Origin of the sequence: Actinosynnema sp. NPDC023587 (assembly GCF_040640215.1) — a bacterium.
Lineage (GTDB): Bacteria > Actinomycetota > Actinomycetes > Mycobacteriales > Pseudonocardiaceae > Actinosynnema.
This window is the reverse complement of the sequence record NZ_JBFABG010000004.1, coordinates 72,893-93,033: the sequence shown is the minus strand read 5'-3', so window position 1 is coordinate 93,033 and position 20,141 is coordinate 72,893. Positions and strand designations below refer to the sequence as shown.

20 protein-coding genes are annotated in these 20,141 nt (G+C 71.0%); 11 read left to right on the top strand and 9 right to left on the bottom strand.

Annotated elements, in window-relative coordinates; translation table 11 throughout:
* The first annotated feature begins 52 nt into the window (after positions 1-52).
* A complete protein-coding gene (locus AB0G01_RS12700) occupies positions 53-436 on the top strand; it encodes a RidA family protein (RefSeq protein WP_360943598.1) in 384 nt (127 codons plus the stop codon).
* On the opposite strand, the gene AB0G01_RS12695 is transcribed toward AB0G01_RS12700, so the two are convergent.
* The 5 genes from AB0G01_RS12695 to AB0G01_RS12675 all read right to left on the bottom strand — a co-directional run bounded on the left by AB0G01_RS12695 (position 411) and on the right by AB0G01_RS12675 (position 5,416).
* The gene (locus tag AB0G01_RS12695) at positions 411-839 is read right to left on the bottom strand and encodes a CoA-binding protein (RefSeq protein WP_360943595.1); all 429 of its coding nucleotides are present in this window, start codon (positions 837-839) and stop codon (positions 411-413) included. The genes AB0G01_RS12700 and AB0G01_RS12695 overlap by 26 nt on opposite strands.
* Before the next feature lie 99 nt (positions 840-938).
* On the bottom strand, positions 939-1,742 hold the full coding sequence (locus AB0G01_RS12690) for a serine protease (protein WP_360943592.1): 804 nt from the start codon (positions 1,740-1,742) through the stop codon (positions 939-941).
* A gap of 86 nt (positions 1,743-1,828) precedes the next feature.
* On the bottom strand, positions 1,829-2,986 hold the full coding sequence (locus AB0G01_RS12685) for an acyl-CoA dehydrogenase family protein (RefSeq protein WP_360943589.1): 1,158 nt from the start codon (positions 2,984-2,986) through the stop codon (positions 1,829-1,831).
* 219 nt (positions 2,987-3,205) lie between these two features.
* Entirely contained in the window at positions 3,206-4,705 is a 1,500-nt protein-coding gene (locus AB0G01_RS12680) for an aldehyde dehydrogenase family protein (protein WP_360943586.1), read from the bottom strand.
* Positions 4,706-4,909: 204 nt separating this feature from the next.
* Positions 4,910-5,416 carry a DinB family protein gene (locus AB0G01_RS12675; protein ID WP_360943583.1) on the bottom strand — a complete coding sequence of 169 codons (507 nt, stop codon included), beginning with the start codon at positions 5,414-5,416 and terminating at the stop codon, positions 4,910-4,912.
* 880 nt (positions 5,417-6,296) lie between these two features.
* Between AB0G01_RS12675 and AB0G01_RS12670 the strand changes: the two genes are divergently transcribed.
* From AB0G01_RS12670 to AB0G01_RS12640, 7 genes are all read left to right on the top strand, one after another.
* Positions 6,297-7,262 carry a hypothetical protein gene (locus tag AB0G01_RS12670; RefSeq protein ID WP_360943580.1) on the top strand — a complete coding sequence of 322 codons (966 nt, stop codon included), beginning with the start codon at positions 6,297-6,299 and terminating at the stop codon, positions 7,260-7,262.
* A gap of 223 nt (positions 7,263-7,485) precedes the next feature.
* A complete protein-coding gene (locus AB0G01_RS12665) occupies positions 7,486-8,097 on the top strand; it encodes a response regulator (protein ID WP_360943577.1) in 612 nt (203 codons plus the stop codon).
* Positions 8,098-8,360: 263 nt separating this feature from the next.
* Positions 8,361-9,539, top strand: a complete 1,179-nt coding sequence (locus AB0G01_RS12660) for a branched-chain amino acid ABC transporter substrate-binding protein (RefSeq protein WP_360943574.1) — start codon at positions 8,361-8,363, stop codon at positions 9,537-9,539.
* Positions 9,540-9,673: 134 nt separating this feature from the next.
* Positions 9,674-10,636, top strand: a complete 963-nt coding sequence (locus tag AB0G01_RS12655) for a branched-chain amino acid ABC transporter permease (RefSeq protein ID WP_360943571.1) — start codon at positions 9,674-9,676, stop codon at positions 10,634-10,636.
* Entirely contained in the window at positions 10,633-11,775 is a 1,143-nt protein-coding gene (locus AB0G01_RS12650) for a branched-chain amino acid ABC transporter permease (protein WP_360943568.1), read from the top strand. The genes AB0G01_RS12655 and AB0G01_RS12650 overlap by 4 nt, the downstream gene beginning before the upstream one ends.
* Positions 11,776-11,807: 32 nt before the next feature.
* On the top strand, positions 11,808-12,548 hold the full coding sequence (locus AB0G01_RS12645) for an ABC transporter ATP-binding protein (protein ID WP_360945187.1): 741 nt from the start codon (positions 11,808-11,810) through the stop codon (positions 12,546-12,548).
* Positions 12,538-13,242 carry an ABC transporter ATP-binding protein gene (locus AB0G01_RS12640; protein ID WP_360943565.1) on the top strand — a complete coding sequence of 235 codons (705 nt, stop codon included), beginning with the start codon at positions 12,538-12,540 and terminating at the stop codon, positions 13,240-13,242. The genes AB0G01_RS12645 and AB0G01_RS12640 overlap by 11 nt, the downstream gene beginning before the upstream one ends.
* Before the next feature lie 75 nt (positions 13,243-13,317).
* Here the strand turns inward: AB0G01_RS12640 and AB0G01_RS12635 are convergent, their stop codons facing one another.
* Together AB0G01_RS12635 and AB0G01_RS12630 are read right to left on the bottom strand one after the other, a co-directional pair.
* Positions 13,318-13,878: a hypothetical protein gene (locus tag AB0G01_RS12635; RefSeq protein WP_360943562.1), complete on the bottom strand. Its 561-nt coding sequence runs from the start codon at positions 13,876-13,878 to the stop codon at positions 13,318-13,320.
* Between the two features lie 3 nt (positions 13,879-13,881).
* Entirely contained in the window at positions 13,882-14,325 is a 444-nt protein-coding gene (locus tag AB0G01_RS12630; RefSeq protein ID WP_360943559.1) for a hotdog fold thioesterase, read from the bottom strand.
* Between the two features lie 53 nt (positions 14,326-14,378).
* Between AB0G01_RS12630 and polA the strand changes: the two genes are divergently transcribed.
* Entirely contained in the window at positions 14,379-17,048 is a 2,670-nt protein-coding gene (polA, locus tag AB0G01_RS12625) for a DNA polymerase I (RefSeq protein ID WP_360943556.1), read from the top strand.
* A gap of 186 nt (positions 17,049-17,234) precedes the next feature.
* The gene (locus AB0G01_RS12620) at positions 17,235-18,599 is read left to right on the top strand and encodes a DUF6351 family protein (RefSeq protein ID WP_360943553.1); all 1,365 of its coding nucleotides are present in this window, start codon (positions 17,235-17,237) and stop codon (positions 18,597-18,599) included.
* Between the two features lie 4 nt (positions 18,600-18,603).
* Here AB0G01_RS12620 and AB0G01_RS12615 read toward each other — a convergent pair whose 3' ends face one another.
* Both AB0G01_RS12615 and AB0G01_RS12610 read right to left on the bottom strand, forming a co-directional pair.
* On the bottom strand, positions 18,604-19,161 hold the full coding sequence (locus AB0G01_RS12615; RefSeq protein WP_360943550.1) for a hypothetical protein: 558 nt from the start codon (positions 19,159-19,161) through the stop codon (positions 18,604-18,606).
* Positions 19,162-19,249: 88 nt separating this feature from the next.
* On the bottom strand, positions 19,250-19,489 hold the full coding sequence (locus tag AB0G01_RS12610; RefSeq protein ID WP_360943547.1) for a hypothetical protein: 240 nt from the start codon (positions 19,487-19,489) through the stop codon (positions 19,250-19,252).
* Here AB0G01_RS12610 and AB0G01_RS12605 point away from each other — a divergent pair.
* Positions 19,482-20,105, top strand: a complete 624-nt coding sequence (locus tag AB0G01_RS12605; RefSeq protein WP_360943544.1) for a TetR family transcriptional regulator C-terminal domain-containing protein — start codon at positions 19,482-19,484, stop codon at positions 20,103-20,105. The two genes, AB0G01_RS12610 and AB0G01_RS12605, sit on opposite strands and share 8 nt — an antisense overlap.
* The last annotated feature ends 36 nt before the right edge of the window (positions 20,106-20,141 follow it).

Genomic DNA, 20,141 nt, shown 5'->3' with positions numbered 1-20,141 from the left:
GTTAGCGAGCGGATCCGCCGGCCGGCTATCGGCCGGCGGATAGGGTGCGGGCATGAGGCGAGCGATCCTGTCCGGTTCCACGTTCGAAGAGCAGGTCGGGTACGCGCGGGCGGTCGTGGACGGCGACTGGGTGCACGTCTCCGGCACCACCGGCTTCGACTACTCGGCCATGACGATCTCCGACGACGTGGTCGCGCAGGTCGAGCAGTGCCTGGCGAACATCGGCGCGGCGCTGGCCGAGGCCGAATGCACGTTCGCCGACGTGCTCAGGGTGACCTACCTCGTGCCCGACGCCGCCGACTTCGAGCCGTGCTGGCCGGCGCTGCGCGCGGCCTTCGGCGAGGTGCGGCCGGCCGCCACGATGCTGGTGTGCGGCCTGGCCGACCCCCGGATGAAGATCGAGATCGAGGTCACCGCGCGGCGCGGGGCCCGTTAGCGGCCCACTCGATGGCCGGGCAGCGGTCCATCACCACGTCCAGGCCGGCGGCCGTGGCGCGCGCGTAGGCCGCCTCGTCGACCACGTCGAGCTGGAACCACACCGCCTTCGCGCCGATCGCGACGGCCTCGTCGGCGAACTGCCCGGCGGCCTCGGAGCGGCGGAACACGTCCACGCAGTCGACCGGGAACGGGATGTCGGCCAGCGTGGCGTAGCCCGGCTCGCCGAGCACGGTCTCCGCGTCGGGGTGCACCGGCACGATCCGCTTGCCGTGCCGCTGGAGGAACTCCGCCACGCCGTGCGCCGCGCGGTGCGGGTGGTCGGCGAGACCGACGACGGCCCACGTCCCGCAGTCGGCCAGGACGCGGCGGATGCGGTCGGTGTCGCCCCACGGTTCGGTCATGCCGCCAGGGTAGTTCCCGGGAACCCGACGTTTCCCCGGGTTCATCCCGACGTGCGACCAGGAGGAGGGGCCACCCCGCCGGCGGCCCCTCGGACACCGCTACGGCCGGGCCAGCCCGCATCCGGGTGCGACCAGTTCCAGCCGACCGCCGCCCGGCAGGCACGGCACGACCTGGAACGTCTGCTGCCCGTACCCGGTCCCGCGCCGCACCGTGACCCGACCCGCCTCGTCCACCTCGCACGGGTTGTTCAGGGTGCACCGGCCGCCGGTCTCGTTGCCGGTGTTGTTGACCGCGACGACCTTCCCGCTGGCCACGTCCACCACGGGCGCGCCGGACGTGCCGCCGATGGTGTCGCAGGACTTCGTGTAGCGCATCGAGTCGTGCCAGGTCCACTCCGCCTCGCGGAGCAGGAGCACGAACGCCTCGGCGCGGCAGGAGTAGATCTTCTTCCAGTACCCCGACACGACGCGGATGTCGATGCCGACGGCGGGGTGCTGCGGCGAGAGCTCCAGGGCGCGTGAGCCCATGCCCTCGACCTGGGCGTAGGTCGCGCCGAGCCGGTAGAGCGCGGCGTCGGTGCCGGTCATCGTCGCGTACATCAGGCGTTCCGCGCGCAGCGTGCCCAACGTCCCGTCGCCGGTGCGGTTGAGCAGCGTGAACGCGCGGGTCGCCGGCTGGTCCACCAGCACCTCGCGGTCGGCCATCAGCTTCACGCAGTGGCCGTTGGTGAGCACCAGCGCCTTCTCCGACGCCTTCGCCGTGGGTGTCCGGACCACCGAGCCCGAGCAGTTGTCCAGGGCGACGATCCCGGTGAAGTCCACCGCCACGGCGTGCGCGGGGGACGTGAACGCGGTCAGGACGAGCAGGGCGACGAGCGCCGCGCCCGGCAAACGCTTGGCCATCAGTGGGAGCCTCCTCGAAGTCCGGGGCATCCAACCAGCAGTCTGTGGCTCAGCGTGGTCGACACGCTACGGCCGGGAGTCGGGATTCACCGGTACGCGGGAATCCCGGTCAGCGCGTGCCCCAGCGCGAGCACGTGGATCTCGGAGGTGCCCTCGTAGGTGAGCACCGACTCCAGGTTGTTCGCGTGCCGCAGCGGCGAGTACGCCAGCGAGATGCCGTTCGCGCCGAGGATCGTCCGGGCCTCCCGCGCGACCCCGATGGCCGCTTCCACGTTGTTCAGCTTGCCCGCGCTGATCTGCGCGGGTTCCAGCCGCCCGGCTTCCTTCACCCGCGCCAGGTGCAGCGCGAGCAGCGCGCCGGTGCCGATGGCCAGCGCCATGGACGCCAGCTTCCGCTGGGTGAGCTGGAAGGCCGCGATCGGCTTGTCGAACTGCACGCGCGCCCCCGCGTAGTCCGCCGCCGCGCGGTAGGAGTCCAGCGCCGCGCCGACCGCGCCGAACACGATGCCGAACCGGGCCTCGTCCAGGCACGACAGCGGCGCGCCGAGCCCGCGCGCCCCGGGCAGCCGGGCGCTGTCGGGCAACCGCACGCCCGCCAGCACCAGCTCCGAGGTCACGGAGGCGCGCATCGACAGCTTCCCGGTGATGTCGCGCGCGCTGAACCCCGGCGTCCCGCGCGGCACCAGGAACCCGCGCACGCCCTCGTCGGTGCCCGCCCACACCGTCGCGACGTCCGCCCAGCTCCCGTTGGTGATCCACGTCTTGGTGCCGTCCAGCACCCAGTCGCCGCCCTGCCGCACGGCCCGCGTGCGCATCCCGGCCGGGTTGCTGCCGAAATCCGGCTCGGTCAGCCCGAAGCAGCCCACCGCCTCGCCGGCCGCCAGGCGCGGCAGCCACTCCCGCTTCTGCTCCTCGGACCCGTACTTCCAGATCGAGAACATCGACAGCGAACCCTGCACGGACACGAAACTCCGGAGCCCGCTGTCCACCGCCTCCAGTTCGAGGCACGCCAGCCCGTACGCGGTGGCGCTCGTGCCCGCGCAGCCGTAGCCCTCCAGGTGCATCCCGAGCACGCCGAGCCGGCCGAGCTCCCGCGCGATCTCCCGGGGCAGCGCGCCGGCCTCGAACCACCCGGCGACGTGCGGCCGGACCTCCGCCGTCAGGTAGCGCTCCACGGTGGACCGGATGTCGCGCTCCTCGTCACCCAGCAGCGACGGGATGTCCAGCAGTTCCAACGGGTCCACGGGATCACTCCTGGTCCGACGGCGGCAGCCGGTGGGTGGCCGGGGCGGACGCGCCGCCAGGTCGTCCACCGGCCCGCACGGTACGCCCGGCGGCGTGAGCACGCCGAACCGCTCGGCTGCGGGCCGGGTGCGCGGCCGAGCGGGCACCGCACCCGGTCCACGAGTCCTTTGTGGACCTCGTGCGGCGACCCGTGGGCCGGCCCGAACCGGCCCACACCGTCACCCGCCCAACCGGAAGTCGAGGTCCGCCTCGATGGCGGGGGTGTCCACCTGCGCCTTCTGCAACGCGCCGGAGTAGTCCCAGTTCACCGACTGCCAGCGGGTGAACTGGTCCAGCACCCACACCCCGGACTGCCGGGAACCGTTGCCGGACCTGCCGTTTCCGCCGAACGGCAGGTGCGCTTCCGCGCCGGAGGTGGAGTTGTTGACGCTGACCATGCCCGCGCCGACCCCGGACCGGAACGCGAAGACCTTGGCGGGGTCGGTGGTGTAGATGGCGCTGGACAGCCCGTAGCCGGGCAGGTTCGCCAGGTCCACCGCCTCGGCCAGGTCGCGGTAGGGGGTCACGCCGACCAGCGGCCCGAACGTCTCGTGCCGGAACACCTCGTCGTCGGGCCGCACGCCCGCCACGATCACCGGGTGGTAGAACAGCCCGCCGTCCGGGTCGCCGAGAAAACCCCTGCGGGGGTTGGCCTCGGTGATCCGACCGACGCCGGTCGACCCGTGCACGGTGTGGTGGTCCCGGATCCAGCCCAGGTACTTCTCGAAGCCCACCGCGAACTTCCCGTCGAGCACCGGCCCGTACAGCACGTCACCGAACGGGTCGCCCACCACGGCGTTCGCGGTCGCCTCGGCGAACCGCCGGAGGAACTCGTCGTGCACCGACTCGTGCACGATCGCCGTGCCCAGCGACGTGCACCGCTGCCCGCCGGTGCCGAACCCGGAGAACAGCGCGCCCTGCACGGCCAGGTCGAGGTTCGCGTCCTCGGTGACCACCATGGGGTTCTTGCCGCCCAGCTCCAGGCACGGCGACTGGAGGTGCCGCCCGCACAGCTCGCCGATCAGCGCGCCCACCTCGGAGGAGCCGGTGAACCCGACCTTGTCCACCAGGCCGCGCTCCAGCGCCAGTTCCAGCCCGCGATAGGTCTGCGACCCCTCCGCGAACACGATGTTCAGCACGCCCTCGGGCAGCCCGGCGGACGCGAAGATGTCATAGAACGCCTGCGCCGCCGCAGCGGAGTACTCGGCGGGCTTCCACACCACCGTGTTCCCGCACAGCAGCGCGGGCACGATGTACCAGGACGGCACGGCCACCGGGAAGTTGCCGGCGGTGATGAACGCCGTCACGCCCACCGGGTCGCGGAAGGTGAACAACTGCTTGTCCGGCATCTCCGACGGCACCGTCTGCCCGTACAGCCGGCGGCCCTCGCCGACGAAGAACGCGCACGTGTCCACGATCTCCTGGACCTCGCCGCGCGCCTCGACCAGCGGCTTGCCGATCTCCCTGGTCACGATCCGGGCCAGCGCCTCGGCGTTCGCCCCGACCAGCCGCCCGATGTTGGCGACCACCTGTCCGCGCACCGGCGCGGGCACCGCCGCCCAGTCCCGCTGCGCGCGCCGGGCGCGCCGGGCGGCGTCGGCGAACTGCTCGGCGTCGACCAGGTCGACGCGCGCGACGACGTCGTTGAGGTCGGCCGGATTCGTGGACACGTAGGTCATGAACCCCAACCCTGGTGTGCCCGGCGGGGGGTGCCAACCCCCCGGAGGGTGAAACCTCGCCGAGCCGGGCGCGAGCTCGGCCGGTGCTCGACCCGCTTCACCTGCGCACTCGGGTGGAGGTCGCGCGGAAGTTGTTGCGCGGCACGTGGTCGCGGTGGGTTCCGCGTGCGACCAGGTCGCCGGCGCACCCGGTGCGGGTGTGGGCTACTCGCCCTTGGTGCCGTCGGCCAGTTCGCGGAGCAGGTCCAGGTGGCCCACGTGCCGGCCGGTCTCCTGGACCAGGTGGGCGAGCACCCAGCGCACGGTCCGGCCGTTGCCCTGGTGGTCGCCGCGCGTGCGGTCGTCGGGGCCGAGGCCGGCCAGCGCCGTGGTGGAGAGCTCCCACTCGGCGCGGTACTCGGCGATCACCGACTCGACGGTGTCCCCGTCGTGCAACTGCCACGACGCGTCGGCGTCCGCGCCCCATAGCGAGGGCAGCTCGACGCCGCCCACCTCGATGGACAGCCACCAGCGCTCCACCGCCGTGAGGTGCCGGAGCACGCCCAGCGAGCTCACCACCGGGGAGGTCGGGATCGGGGTGGCGGAAGCCTCGTCGAAGCCCAGCCCGTCGACCTTGGACACCGCCGTGAGGCGCAGGAAGGTCAGGAAGTCCGTCAGCAGCCGCAGCTCGTCGTCCGCTGCCGCGGCCGGCCACACTCTAGTCGAACTCATGTTCGAATTCTATGGCACCAGTGGGGCGAGGTGTTCACCGGGGCTTCAGCGCGGCCCGCGCCACGATGGCATTCGGGTCGTCCCGCGCGGTGAATTCGGTCAAACGCGAAGAGAATTCGCCCCGAAACCGTCCACTTCGGACGCCTCGGTTCCGTAACTCCGCGCTGTTCGCCCTGAGTCGAAGTAGGGAGTCGAGGTGCGGGGGCGATGAGGGCCGGGGAGGCCGGCGGGGGCTCAGGTGGAGGCTGCGGCGGCCAGCGGATCGCGGCGGTGGTGGGTGGTTGCGGGTAGGCGCTTTCGGGGCGGGGTATGGCCTCCGGCCCCCGGTTCCATTGTCGCACTCGGGGCCGACACTTCTCGGGGGCTGAGCTGAGAGCCGGCTCAGGATCGGGTGGTGGACGTTCGCGGGTCGGCGACGTTTCGGTGGGAATGCCGGCGGGTGGATTTCTTGCGCACTGCGCAAACGTCGATCACCGGAACCGCGAACGGCCCACGTCGAACGTCGGGCACGGCCACGTCGAACCGCCCGCTGAACCGACCGCCCGGAATCGCTCGTGCACACCCGTGGACATCACCTCGCCCGGCATGAACCACATCCGTCCCCGATCGAATCGTCAACTGTGAACATCCACTCGCCAATGCGCTCGAAGTCGGCCGGTCGGCCGGTGGGAAATCCGGGCCGGGTCGGAACGCGCGCCTGGTACCGTCGGCCACGGCGTGTGTGGACAGACGTGAGGCTGGAGCCACTCCCCGGCAACGGGTGGCGTTATCCGCCGCAGGGTGCAGGCACCCCTGACCGCGAGCAGGCAGTTCCCCATCATCTGTTGACGCGTGTACGCGTCCTTGTTCGCCGAGCCGGGCGGCGGGAGCGAGGACCGCGATGTCACGTTCGTCGTTGACCGATCAACTGGTCGACCTCCGCCGGGCCTACACCGGCGAGAACCTGAGCCAGGCCGTGCCGACCGTCAAGCACGTGCTGCACTCCCTGCCCGACGACCGCCGCGAGCGCGTGGTCGACGCCCTCGACAACCGCGCCGACGTGCGGGGACTCTTCCTCCCCGACGCGCCCACCGAGGACCAGCGCACGCTGGAGTGCGTCGTCCTCCAGAGCGCCACGGACGCGTCCGCCCACCTCCAGCTCAAGCCCCCGGCCTCGATGCTGCGCCCGGCGCACGTGTTCCAGTCCGTCGAACCCGCCGACACCCCCCGGCTGCACCTCGCCGAGCACGCGCTCGGCCCGCTGCTCTACGAGGTGCTGCCCCGCCACGAGGACGGGTGGGTCACCGGTGTCGCGGGCCTGCGGGTCGAGCGCCACCCCCGGTCGGTCGAACTCCGGCTGCTGGACCTGGAGGCGAGCGTCGTCCTGTCCGGTGTGGACGACGCCGCGTGGGACCTCGGCATGACCTACGTGCACACCCTGCTCAGGGGTCGTGACCTGCGCGGGCCGCTCATCGAAGGCCCGTTGAGCGCCGTCGAGCGCGAGCACCTGGCCGAGTTCCCCCGGCGGACGGGTCTCGGCAGCGCCGTGCTGCGGCGCTACCACCTGTTCTCCCGCGCGCCCTGGTTGCGCTCGCTGCCCCAGGACGACAAGTGGTGGCTGGAGTGGCCCGCCGGCCTGGGCGTGACCTCGGTGGCGGACCGGCTGCTGCACCCGGTCTTCGGGTTGCCGAACGCGGTGGAGACGCCCAGCCCGGCGGGCGGGCTCGGGCTCACCACCGGCTCGTACGACCTCTACCTGCGTGAAGTCGACCCGCCGGACCCGGCGAAGGAGGACGCGCTGGGCGCGGTGGAGTGGCCCGAGGGCGTGACGGGGTGGTGGGAGCCGCCGACCAGGCCGGTCCAGTAGTCCCCGTGCCGGGCCCCCGGTGCGCCGAACGGGCGCACCGGGCGGTCCACCCCCGTGCGGGCCGTCGTCACGCACCGCGTTCGGCCGGCCGGCGGCACCCGCCGGCCGGTGGTCGCGATCACGGCCCGACCAGGCGGTGGTGTCGGGGCGCGCCGGTAGACTGCCCTTCCGCCCGGTGCGTTCGCGTCGAGTGCCACCAGTGATGACCGTCAGGAGGACACCGGTGACCCAACCGGCTGCCGAGGCCCCGTCCACGGGCCCAGCCGCGCCGCGTCGCGTGCTCGTCGCCGAGGACGAGGCCCTCATCCGCCTCGACCTGGTCGAGATGCTGCGCGAAGAGGGCTACGAGGTGGCCGGCCAGGCCGCCGACGGCGACGAGGCGGTCACGCTGGCCGAGGAACTGCGGCCGGACCTGGTCATCATGGACGTCAAGATGCCCAAGGTGGACGGCATCGAGGCCGCCGGCGCGATCGCGGCCAAGCGGATCGCCCCGGTCGTCATCCTCACCGCGTTCAGCCAGCGCGACCTGGTGGAGCGGGCCCGCGACGCGGGCGCGATGGCCTACCTGGTCAAGCCGTTCGCCAAGCGCGACCTGGTGCCGGCGATCGAACTGGCGATGAGCCGGTTCGCCGAGTTGCAGGCGCTGGAGAACGAGGTCGCGGGCCTGACCGAACGCCTGGAGACGCGCAAGGTCGTGGAGCGCGCCAAGGGTCTGCTGATGGCCAGGCAAGGCCTGTCGGAGCCCGAGGCCTTCCGCTGGGTGCAGCGCACCGCCATGGACCGGCGCACCACCATGAAGGCCGTCGCGGAAGCGGTCGTCGAAAACTTCGGCTGAGATACCTGTTCGGGTATCGGACACACAGTCGTGCCCATTGTTGGTCACTGCGCGCATTGATCCTGTGACCTGCGGCTATTTGAGCTGGATTTAAGACTGTTAACGCGCGTGCATTTGCCGGTGACTACCGTCACGATGTGGACACAGAGCAGGAAGACCACCTGTTCACGGAACACAAGTGAAGCTACGTTCCTGCCCTAACCCAAGCCCTCGTGCGGGGGCTCCGCCTACCGGCGGGCTGGTTGGTCATGGGAGGTATTCCGGTGTCAGGAGCACGACTCGGCCGAGTTCTGGTGCTGGCGGCGGCTTCGTCGCTGGTGCTCGCGGCTTGCGCTGGCGGCACTAGCGGCGGCGGCGACTCTGGCGGCGACGCCACCACGGTCAAGATCGGGTTCATGGGTGACCTCACCGGTGAGAACTCCGCGATCGTGATCCCGCCGTACAACGGCGCGAAGATGGCGATCGACGAGTACAACGCCACGAGCCCCAAGGTCAAGATCGAACTGCTGAAGTACGACAGCCAGGGCAAGCCCGACCAGGCCACCTCGCTGATCACGACGGCGGTCGGCAGCGACAAGATCGCCGCCCTCATCGGTCCGGCCTTCTCCGGCGAGTCCAAGGCGATCGGCGGCACGCTGGAGGAGAGCAAGATCCCCAGCATCTCGCCGTCGGCGACGAACGCCGGCCTGGCCAGCAACGGCTGGAAGTACTGGCACCGCGTCGTCGCGAACGACAACGACCAGGGTCCGCGCATCGCCGAGTTCCTGGTGACCGCGAAGAGCCCCAAGAAGGCGTTCGTCCTGTCCGACGACCAGGAGTACAGCGTCGGCATCGCGGAGGCGGTGGCCAAGACGTTCAAGGACAAGGGCGTCACGGTCGAGACCGACAAGTTCGCCAAGGACGCGTCGGACTACTCGTCCACCGTCACCAAGGTCAAGTCCGCCAACGCGGACGTGATCTTCTTCGGCGGCTACTACGCCCAGGGCGCTCGGCTGCTCAAGCAGTTGCGGGACAACGACGTGAAGACGGTCTTCGCCACCGGCGACGGCTCGCTCGACGCGCAGTTGATCACCGGTGCCGGCACCGCCGCCGCCGAGGGCGCGGTCATCGCGTGCCCGTGCAACATCCCGTCGACGGAGGCCACCGGCCCGGCCAAGTCCTTCTTCGACAACTACAAGAAGTCCGCGGGCTCCGACCCGGCGATCTACTCCACCGAGGGCTACGACGCCGCGACCGCGTACATCAAGGCCGTCCAGGCGGGCAAGACGACCCCCGAGGACATCAACAACTTCCTGTCCTCGGTGAGCTTCGAAGGCGTCTCCAAGCCGATCAAGTTCAAGGCGAACGGCGAGCCGGAGAACAACTCCATCTTCGTCTACCAGGTCAAGGGTGGTGTCCTCAAGCTGCTCGGCCCGTCGGCCAGCGCGAAGCTCGAGGGCTGATCTCCGAGACGGTTTGAACCGAGTTAGGCAGCGCTGGGGAGCGGGCAGGTCGGCGACGCGTCGCCGGCTCCCGCTCCCCACCCCTATGGCGAAGAACTTTCTCTCCCCCGCCCCGTCTCGTGAGGCAACCTGTCATGCTTGATGATTTCCTCAACCAGTTCCTGCCCAGCACGGTGGGTGGGCTGGTGATCGGCTCGATCTACGCGCTGGTCGCCCTGGGCTACACGATGGTCTACGGCGTGCTGCGTCTGATCAACTTCGCGCACTCCGAGATCTTCATGATCGGCACGTTCGCGTCCCTGGTGACGTTGCTCGCGATCGCGCCGAGCGCCCCGCTCACCGGGTTCGCGCTGGTCGGTGTGCTGCTGCTGTTGATGCTGGTCTCCGCGGCCGTCTCCGGCGCGTCCGCGGTCGTCCTCGAAACCGTGGCCTACCGGCCGCTGCGCAAGCGAGGCGGGACCAGGCTCGCCGCCCTCATCTCCGCGATCGGCGCGTCGCTGTTCCTCCAGGAGCTGTTCGCCCTGGTCGTGATCAAGGGCCTGATCGACAAGCCCGGCCGCAACCAGGCCTCGGCACCCCGGTTCGTCGCCCGCGACACGCTGTTCACGGTCGGCAACGTGGACGTGCGGCTCGACCAGGTGATCGTGGTCGTCGCGGCGGTCGTGGTCATGGTCGGCCTGGACCAGCTCGTGAACAAGACGCGGATCGGTCGCGGCATCCGGGCCACCGCCCAGGACCCCGAGGCCGCCGTCCTGATGGGCGTGAGCATCGACAACATCGTCCGCGTGACGTTCCTGCTCGGCGGTGCGATGGCCGGCGTGGCCGGCTCGCTCTACATCATGGAGATCGAGAACACCTCGTACCTGATCGGCTTCGTCCTCGGGATCAAGGCGTTCACCGCGGCCGTGCTCGGTGGCATCGGCAACCTGCGCGGTGCGCTGATGGGCGGCATCGTGCTCGGTCTGATCGAGAACTGGGGCGCGATCTTCCTCGGTTCCGAGTGGAAGGACGTCATCGCGTTCACCGTCCTGGTGGTCGTCCTGATGTTCCGCCCGACGGGCATCCTCGGCGAATCGCTCCAGAAGGCACGGGCATGAAAGGCGACGAAGTGACGACGGAAGAAACCCCGGCGAAGCGCGGTGGCTTCCACGCCATCGGCCATGGGATCGACCGGCTGCGCGACCGGTGGGAGAACGCCAAGATCTGGCAGCGCTACCTGGTCTACATCGCCCTGGTGGTCGGCGCGCTGATCCTGCCCGCGCCCGCCATCGGCGCGTTCATGTCGCCCGCCGCGGACTGGACGACCGTGCTGATCTACCCGATCGGCACCTACATCCTGCTCGCGGTCGGCCTGAACGTGGTGGTCGGCCAGGCGGGCCTGCTCGACCTCGGGTTCGTCGCGTTCTTCGCGATCGGCGGCTACTCGGTCGCCTACTACGGAACCCACTTCGGCTGGAACTACTGGGCCACGGTCGCGTTCGGCATCATCCTGGCGGCGGTCTCGGGCGTCATCCTCGGCGCGCCGACCCTGCGGCTGCGCGGTGACTACCTGGCGATCGTGACGCTCGGGTTCGGCGAGATCGTCCGGATCACCGCGAACAACACCGACGAGATCGGCGGCGCGCGCGGCATCACCGGCATCCCGCACCCGCCGCCCGTGTTCGGCACGAAGTTCCTGCTCGACCCCGCGCCGTACTACTACCTGATCGTGGCCGCCATCGTGCTGGTCATCATCTTCTCGGTGCGGTTGCAGAAGAGCCGGGTCGGCCGCGCGTGGGCCGCGATCCGGGAGGACGAGGACGCGGCCGAGCTGATGGGCGTGCCGACGTTCAAGTTCAAGCTGCTCGCGTTCGCGATCGGCGCGATGATCGGTGGCCTGGCGGGCGGCATCTACGCCGGCAAGGCCGTGTTCATCGAGCCCAACACGTTCCCGTTCATCCTGTCCGCGACGATCCTCGCCGCGGTCGTGCTGGGCGGCTCGGGCAACCTGCCGGGCGTGATCCTGGGCGCGTTCCTGATCGGCTGGCTGCCGGAGCGGTTCCGCGACTTCGCGGACTACCGCATCCTGATCTTCGGCGGCGTGCTGGTGCTGATGATGGCGCTGCGGCCGGAAGGTCTGCTGCCGTCGCGCCGGCGCAAGGCGGAACTGCACGAGGGAACAGGCGGGATGGGCACCCTCGGTGCCGAGGTCCCGGGTCCGGACACGGACGTGTCGACGACGGAGGCGGCGAAGTGAGCACTCCCGTCCTGAAGCTGGACGACGTGACGATGCGCTTCGGCGGCGTGGTGGCGCTGCGCGGAGCCGAGATCAGCATCGCCGAAGGCGAGATCTTCGCCCTGATCGGTCCGAACGGCGCGGGCAAGACCACGGTGTTCAACGTGGTCACCGGCGTCTACCAGCCGACCGAGGGCCAGGTCCTGTTCAACGGCGAGCGGATCAGCGGCACCAAGCGGTTCAAGATCACCAAGCGGGGCATCGCCCGCACGTTCCAGAACATCCGGCTGTTCCACAACATGTCGGCGCTGGAGAACGTGATGGTCGGCGCGGACGCGCACCACAAGACCGGTGCGATCGGCGCGACGCTGAACCTGCCGTGGCACCGCAAGGAGGAGAAGCGCGGGCGCGAGCTGGCGCGCGAGCTGCTCGACTTCGTGGGCATCTCGGCGCGGATGACCGAGACCGCGAAGAACCTCCCGTACGGCGACCAGCGCCGGCTGGAGATCGCCCGCGCGCTGGCCACCGACCCCAAGCTGCTCCTGCTCGACGAGCCGGCGGCGGGCATGAACCCGGCGGAGAAGGAGGCGCTCCAGCGCCTCATCCGCAAGATCCGCGACAGCGGGCGGACCGTGCTGCTCATCGAGCACGACATGAGCCTGGTGATGGGTGTCAGCGACCGCGTCGCGGTGCTCGACTTCGGCCAGCTTATCGCAGAAGGGCTGCCGCACGAGGTGCAGAACAACCCGAAGGTCATCGAGGCGTACCTGGGGGTGTCCGAAGATGCTTCTTGAGGTCAAGGACATCAACGTCCACTACGGGAAGATCGCCGCGATCAAGGGCATCAGCCTGGAGGTCAACGAGGGTGAGATCGTCTCGCTGATCGGCGCGAACGGCGCGGGCAAGACGACCACGCTCAAGACGATCTCCGGTCTGCGCCCGCTGACCAGCGGCACCGTCGTGTTCGACGGCCGGGACATCTCCCGGATGCCCGGCCACAAGCGGGTCCTGCTGGGCATCGGCCAGTCGCCCGAGGGCCGGGGCGTGTTCCCCGGCATGACGGTGCAGGAGAACCTGCTCATGGGTGCCTACACCCGCAAGGACGACCTGAGCGCCGACCTCGCCGAGGTCTACGAGCTGTTCCCGAGGCTGGCCGAGCGCAAGACCCAGTTCGGCGGCACCATGTCCGGCGGCGAGCAGCAGATGATCGCCATGGGGCGCGCGCTGATGACCAAGCCGAAGGTGCTGCTGCTGGACGAGCCGTCCATGGGGCTCGCGCCGATGCTGATCGCCCAGATCTTCGAGATCATCAAGGAGATCAACAAGCGCGGCACGACCGTGCTGCTGGTCGAGCAGAACGCCCAGCAGGCGCTCAAGCTCTCCGACCGGGCCTACGTCCTGGAGACCGGTCGGGTGGTCAAGTCCGCACCCGGCCTGGAGCTGCTCGACGACCCGCAGGTGCGCGCCGCGTACCTGGGCGGGCACTGAGGGGTCCGCCGGAGCGCACGTCTCGGCCGCGAAGGCCCGTCGACCCCGTGTCGGCGGGCCTTCGCCGCGGGTCGCTCACTGGCTGAGCAGGATCTCCGTGCTCGACGCGTCCTTCAGGTCGGTCAGCGTCGGACCGCCGTAGACCTTGAGCGCGAGCGGCTTCGCGTCGACGGGCAGGTCGTAGTACACGTCGTACTCCAGCCGCACGTTCGCCCCGAGGTCGATCACCTCGGGCTGCCGCTTGACGGTCATCGCCTGGGTGTCGACGGGGTGCTCGACCGCCTTGTCGTCCACCATCAGGTGCCGGCGGGCGTTGAAGGACACCGTGCTGCGCCCGGTGTTGACCACGCTCAGCCGCACCCGCGCGAACCGGCCCCTGGCCTCGAACTCGGCGTGGCTGCCGATCAGCGTGCTCATCCCGGTGGTGAGCCCGACCAGGGTGAACGCGGTGTCGCCGTCCGAGGTCGTCGGCAGGTGCAGGACCTTCTCGTCGGGCCGCGCGGTGCCCGGCGGCACGGGGTAGGTGGGCGGTGCCGACGACGGGGGGGTCTCCAGGGCGGGCGCGCTGCCGCACCCGGTCACCACCGACGCCGCCACCACCAACGCCGCCACGACCACCACACCGGACCACCTCATGCCCTAGACCTTAGGGGCGGGCCGCAGGAAGCAGGTGAGCCTGGCGGTGCAACTGCGCCTGCCCCGGTCGTCGCTGATCACGATCTCGTAGGTGGCGGTCGACCGGCCGCGGTGGATCGGCGTGCACACCCCGGTCACCACGCCCTCGGTCACGCCGCGGTGGTGCGTGCAGGACAGCTCCAGCCCCACGGCCAGCCGCTCGGGCGCGGCGTGCATGGCCGCCGCGATGGAACCCAGCGTCTCGGCCAGCACCGCGTTCGCCCCGCCGTGCAGCAGCCCGTACGGCTGGCGGTTGCCCTTCACCGGCATCGTGCCGACCAGTCGGTCGGCATCCCATCGGGTGATCTCGATGCCCATTCGCGTGGTCAACTGCTCGTGCGCGACCGCCTGGTCCGCGCCCGGCACCTCCACTGGGCCGCCGGGGATGTCGTCTGGGCTCGGGCTCACGTGGCCGCTCCACTCGGTGCAGGACTGTCGGACCCTCACCCTAGACTCGCCCCGTGAGCACTTCAGAAGCCTCCCGTCTGCTGCTGGTCGACGGCCACTCGATGGCCTACCGGGCGTTCTTCGCGCTGCCCAAGGAGAACTTCCAGACCAACACGGGACAGACCACGAACGCGGTCTACGGCTTCACGTCGATGCTGATCAACCTCATGCGCGACGAGCGGCCCACGCACATCGCGGTGGCCTTTGACGTCTCGCGCAAGACGTTCCGCACCGAGGCGTACGCGGAGTACAAGGCGGGTCGCAGCGCGACGCCGGACGAGTTCCGGGGCCAGGTCAGCCTCATCAAGGACGTCCTGGGCACGCTCAACATCCAGACCCTGGAGAAGGACAACTTCGAGGCCGACGACGTCATCGCGACGCTGACCACGCAGGCCACCGCGCTCGGCTACGACGTGCTGATCTGCACCGGCGACCGCGACGCGCTCCAGTTGGTCGACGACAAGGTGACCGTGCTCTACCCGGTCAAGGGCGTCTCCGAGCTGGCCCGGTACACCCCCGGGCTGGTGCTGGAGAAGCAGGGCGTGCCGCCCGAGCTCTACGCCGACTACGCGGCGGTGCGCGGCGACTCGTCGGACAACCTGCCCAACACCCCCGGCGTCGGCCCGAAGACGATCGTGAAGCTGCTCACCCAGTTCGGCTCGCTCAACGGCCTGATCGACCACGTGGACGAGGTCCCGGGCAAGGTCGGCGAGGCGCTGCGCGCCAACCTGCCCAACATCATGCTCAACCGGCAGCTCACCGAGCTGGTCCGGGACGTGGACCTGCCGGTCGGCCCGGTCGGGCTGGAGGCGCGGCCCTGGGACCGGGACGCGGTGCACCGGCTGTTCGACGAGCTGGAGTTCCGGGTCCTGCGCGACCGCCTGTTCGCCACCCTGCCCTCCGCCGAGCCCGAGGCCGAGGAGGGCTTCGAGGTCTCCGGCGGCCCGATCGCGCCCGGCGCGCTCGCCGCGTGGCTGGCCGACCACGCGACCGGGCGGCGGGTCGGCCTGTCCTTCAAGCACACCGGCGTCGACCTGGAGGGCGTCGCGTTCGCCGGCGACGAGGGCGGCTACGTGGAGGTCGCCGCGCTGACCGAGGAGGACGAGACCGCCCTGGTGGCGTGGCTGGTTGACCCCTCGGCGGCCAAGGCGGGCCACGACCTGAAGCTCCCGCTGCGCGCCCTGCGGGCCCGGGGTTGGCGGCTGGCGGGCCTGACCAGCGACACCGCGCTGGCCGCGTACCTGGTCCGGCCGGGCCAGCGCAGCTTCGCCCTGGACGACCTGGCGCTGCGCTACCTCCAGCGCGAACTGCGCGCCGAGGAGCCGGACGACGGCCAGTTGTCGCTGCTCGCGGACGAGGACGAGGAGCGCGAGAAGGCGGCCAAGCACGCGATCGTGCGCGCGTCGGCCGTCGCCGAGCTGGCCGACGCGCTGGACCGGCACCTGGTGGAGACCGGCCAGGAGAGCCTGCTGGCCACCCTCGAACTGCCCCTGATGAACGTGCTGGACGAGGTCGAGTCGGTCGGCATCGCGATCGACTCCGAGCACCTGGCGGCGCTGGAGGCGCACTTCGCGGCGGGCGTGAAGCAGGCCGCGCAGGACGCGTACGGGGTGATCGGCAAGGAGATCAACCTCGGCTCGCCCAAGCAGCTCCAGACGGTGCTGTTCGACGAGCTGAAGATGCCGAAGACGAAGAAGACCAAGACCGGGTACACCACCGACGCGGACGCGTTGCAGAACCTGTTCGAGGCGACCGAGCACCCGTTCCTCCAGCACCTGTTGGCGCACCGCGACGTGACCCGGCTCAAGTCCACCGTGGACGGCCTGCTGAAGTCGGTGGCCGACGACGGCCGCATCCACACCACGTTCCACCAGACCATCGCCGCGACCGGCCGGCTGTCCTCGACCGACCCGAACCTCCAGAACATCCCGATCCGCACCGACGAGGGCCGCCGCATCCGGGAGGCGTTCGTGGTCGGTCCCGGCTACGCCGAGCTGATGACCGCCGACTACAGCCAGATCGAGATGCGGATCATGGCCCACCTGTCCGAGGACGAGGGCCTGATCGAGGCGTTCCGGTCGGGTGAGGACCTGCACACGTTCGTCGCGTCGCGCGCGTTCTCGCTGCCGACCTCCGAGATCACCGCCGAGCAGCGCCGCCGGGTCAAGGCGATGTCGTACGGCCTGGCGTACGGGCTGTCGGTGTACGGCCTGGCGCAGCAGCTCCGGATCAGCGCCGACGAGGCGCGCGAGCAGATGGAGGCGTACTTCGCCCGCTTCGGCGGCGTGCGCGACTACCTGCACGCGATCGTGGAGGACGCCCGCAAGAAGGGCTACACCGAGACCATCCTCGGCCGCCGCCGCTACCTGCCGGACCTGAACAGCGACAACCGCCAGCGCCGTGAGATGGCCGAGCGGATGGCGCTGAACGCGCCGATCCAGGGCTCGGCGGCGGACATCATCAAGGTCGCCATGCTGGGCGTGTTCAACGCGCTCCAGGAATCCGGCCTGCGCTCCCGGATGCTGCTCCAGGTGCACGACGAACTGGTCCTGGAGATCGCCGAGGGCGAGCGCGAGGCCGTCGAAACCCTGGTCCGAGCCGAGATGGGCCAGGCCTACGAGCTCAGCGTGCCGATGGAGGTCTCCGTCGGCGTCGGCCGCTCGTGGGACGAGGCCGCGCACTGAGGGGCTGCGGCGCGGGGGAGTGACCCGGGCGTCGCGGGTCGAGAGCTCGTCCCCGCCGGAAGCGCGCCGGATGCGCACCGGACACGCACGTCCACGGCACCGCCGCACCCGTGGTGGTGCAGCTCGGCCGACGTCCGCCCTCCGAGGAGCTGGTCACCGACCTCCGGGGGCGACCACAATCGGGTCATGCGCCGGACCCTGGGATTGGCTTCCGCCCTGATCCTGCTGTTGGCCACGGCGGCGAGCGCGCTGCCGCCGGAGCCGACCCGACCGGCCGCGACCCGGTCCGACGCGACGCCCACGACGCCTGCGGCACCCGCGAAACCGGAGGACCGGCCGCTCCCCGGCTACACGATCGCCGACCCCGTGCTGCCGCCCGCGCTGGTCGGCGGCGAGCCCGCCCGGGTGCTGCAAGGCGTGCACGAGCGCGCCGCGTACGCGATCGAGGTCCCGCCCCGCTGGAACGGCCGACTGGTCATGTGGGCGCACGGCTATCGCGGCCGGGGCACCAGCCTCGTCGTCGACGCGCCCGACTACGGCCTGCGCCACCGGCTGCTCGACCAGGGCTTCGCCTGGGCGGCCTCCAGCTACTACGCCAACGGCTACCACGTGAAGGCCGGCGTCGAGAGCACGCACGACCTCGCCCTGCGCTTCGCCGAACTGGTCGGCGAGCCCTCGGACGTGTTCATCGCGGGCGTCTCCATGGGCGGGCACGTGATCGTGCGCTCGCTGGAGCAGTACCCCGGCTTCTACCGGGCGGCCCTGCCGATGTGCGGTGTGCTCGGCGACCAGGAGTTGTTCGACTACGTGCTGGACTACCAGTTGGTGGCCCAGGCGCTCGCGGGCGTCGACGCCTACCCGCTGCCCACCGACTACCCCGGTGCCGTCGTGCCGAAGATCAAGACGGCGCTCGGCCTCTACGGCACGCCCAACGAGCTCGGCGAGCAGTTCGCGGCGTTCGTGGCCGGCCGCAGCGGTGGCGAGCGGCCCGGCGTGCGGGCCGCGTTCGCGCACTGGAAGGACTTCCTCTTCGACCTGGCCGTGAACCCGCCGTCGAGCGAACCGGCCCTGGACCCGCTCCGACTGGCCACCAACCTGGACACCCGCTACGCCCCGAACGCCCCGGTCGACCTGGAGCGCGTGGTGCGGCGGGTCGCGCCGCGCGACGCCGAGGCCCGGCGGACGCCGGAGCTGACCGAGGTGCCACGGGTCGACGGCCGGCCGAGCGCGCCGGTGCTGTCCCTGCACGGCCTGGGCGACCTGTTCGTGCCGTTCTCGATGGAGCAGCGGTACCTGGGCGACGTCGGGGCCCACGGTCGGTCGGACCTGCTCGTGCAGCGCGCGATCCGGACCGTGGGGCACTGCGAGTTCAGCCCGGCCGAGGTCGGCCGGGCCTGGGACGACCTCGTGCACTGGGCGGACGCCGGGACGCGGCCCGCCGGGGACGTCGTGGACGACCCCGCCGTGGTGGCCGATCCCGGCTACGGCTGCCGGTTCACCGACCCGGCGGCCCGTGGGACGGGCACCCGGGAGCTGTTCCCCGCCTGCTGACCGGTCAGCAGGTCCCGACGACGTCCAGGAGCGCCTTCTCGACGCGTCCCTTGTCCTGCGCGAAGATCGCCTCGCGCAGCGAGCGGGCGGCGTCGCGGCACTTGACCATCGCCGCGCCGTCGTCCTCGGCGCGCTTGCGGCCGGTCTCCGCGACCTGGGCCGCGTCCTTCGCCTTGGACGCCTCGTCCTGCGCGTCCTTCAGCTTCGTCCCGGAGTCGGTGAGCTGCTTTTCCTTGTCGGCCAATTGCGTGCTCAGTCCGCTGTTTTCGCTCACCTCGTTGGAGTAGAGCACGCCGAACACGCCGGCGGTCGCGAAGAACAGCACGGCGAGCACCGAGAGCACGATCAGGCCGGTCTTCTTGCGCGGTGCGGCGGGTGGCGGACCGGACTGCGCGGATGGCCCGCCGAGGGGGAATTCCGACCCTGTGGGCAACTGCACGGAAGGCTGGAAGACCTGGTCGGCGGGCTGGTAGCCGGTCGAGGTCGGCCCCGACTGGCCGTACTGGTCGGGTACCGGGAAGTGGGGCGGGTTTTCCGGTTGCCCGGAGTTCGGGTAGCTCATCTGTCCCCCTGCATTGTGTACGCACAGTATGCGGTGCCCCGCCCGAATCCGGGAGCGGAATTTTCCGTTTCGAAACATTCGCGCCGCGTTACATGAACTGCGTCTCACCGCCGCCCGGCGGCGAACGGAACCCGGAGCGGAGCGCGCGCAAACCCGCCGGAACCAGTTCGCCGAGCAGGACTACGCCGATCGACAGCGTCACGGGCCGCGCATCGGCGTGCGTCCCGGAGGCCACCGGGACGAACCCCGGCGGCAGGCCCACCGCCGACCCGCCGACCCGCCACAGCACGTCCACCGGCGTGAGTTGCGTGGTGACGGTCGTGCCCAAGGTCGTGGATGCCGACAGCCGCCGCGTCGTCGCCGAGGCGGTGTTCCGGGTGGTCCGCGCGCACGGCCTGGAACAGGCGTCGCTGCGCACCGTCGCCGAGGAGGCGGGCCTGGCGATCGGCTCGGTGCGGCACTACTTCACCGACCACGACGAGTTGCTGGTCTTCGCCCTGGAGGAGCTCGCCCGCCGGGTCGAGCGCCGGGTGCTCGACCGGGTCGGGCAGATCCACGCCGCCGGCACGTCGGCCGGGCGGCGCGCGGGCGTGGCGGACCTGCTCGGCGAGCTGGTCCCGCTCGACCCGGACCGGCGCGACGAGTCCGTGGTCCGGCTGGAGTTCTCGCGCGCCGCCCGCACCCGGCCCGCGCCGGCCCCCGGAGCCCGCCGGCTGCACGACGGCACCCGGCTGATCGCCCGCCGGGTGCTGGAGCGGATCGGGGTGCCCGACGTCGCGGTGGAGGCCGAGCGGCTGGCCGCGCTGCTCGACGGGCTGGCCGTGCACGCCGTGCTCCAGCCCGACCTGACCACGCCGGACGTCATCCGGGCCGTGCTGTCCCGGCACCTGGACGCGTTGCCCGTCAACGAGGTCGGGAAGGCCCCCGGGTCCACTCAAGACTGACCGGGCGACGCCCGTCCGCCCCGCCCGAACGAGTGG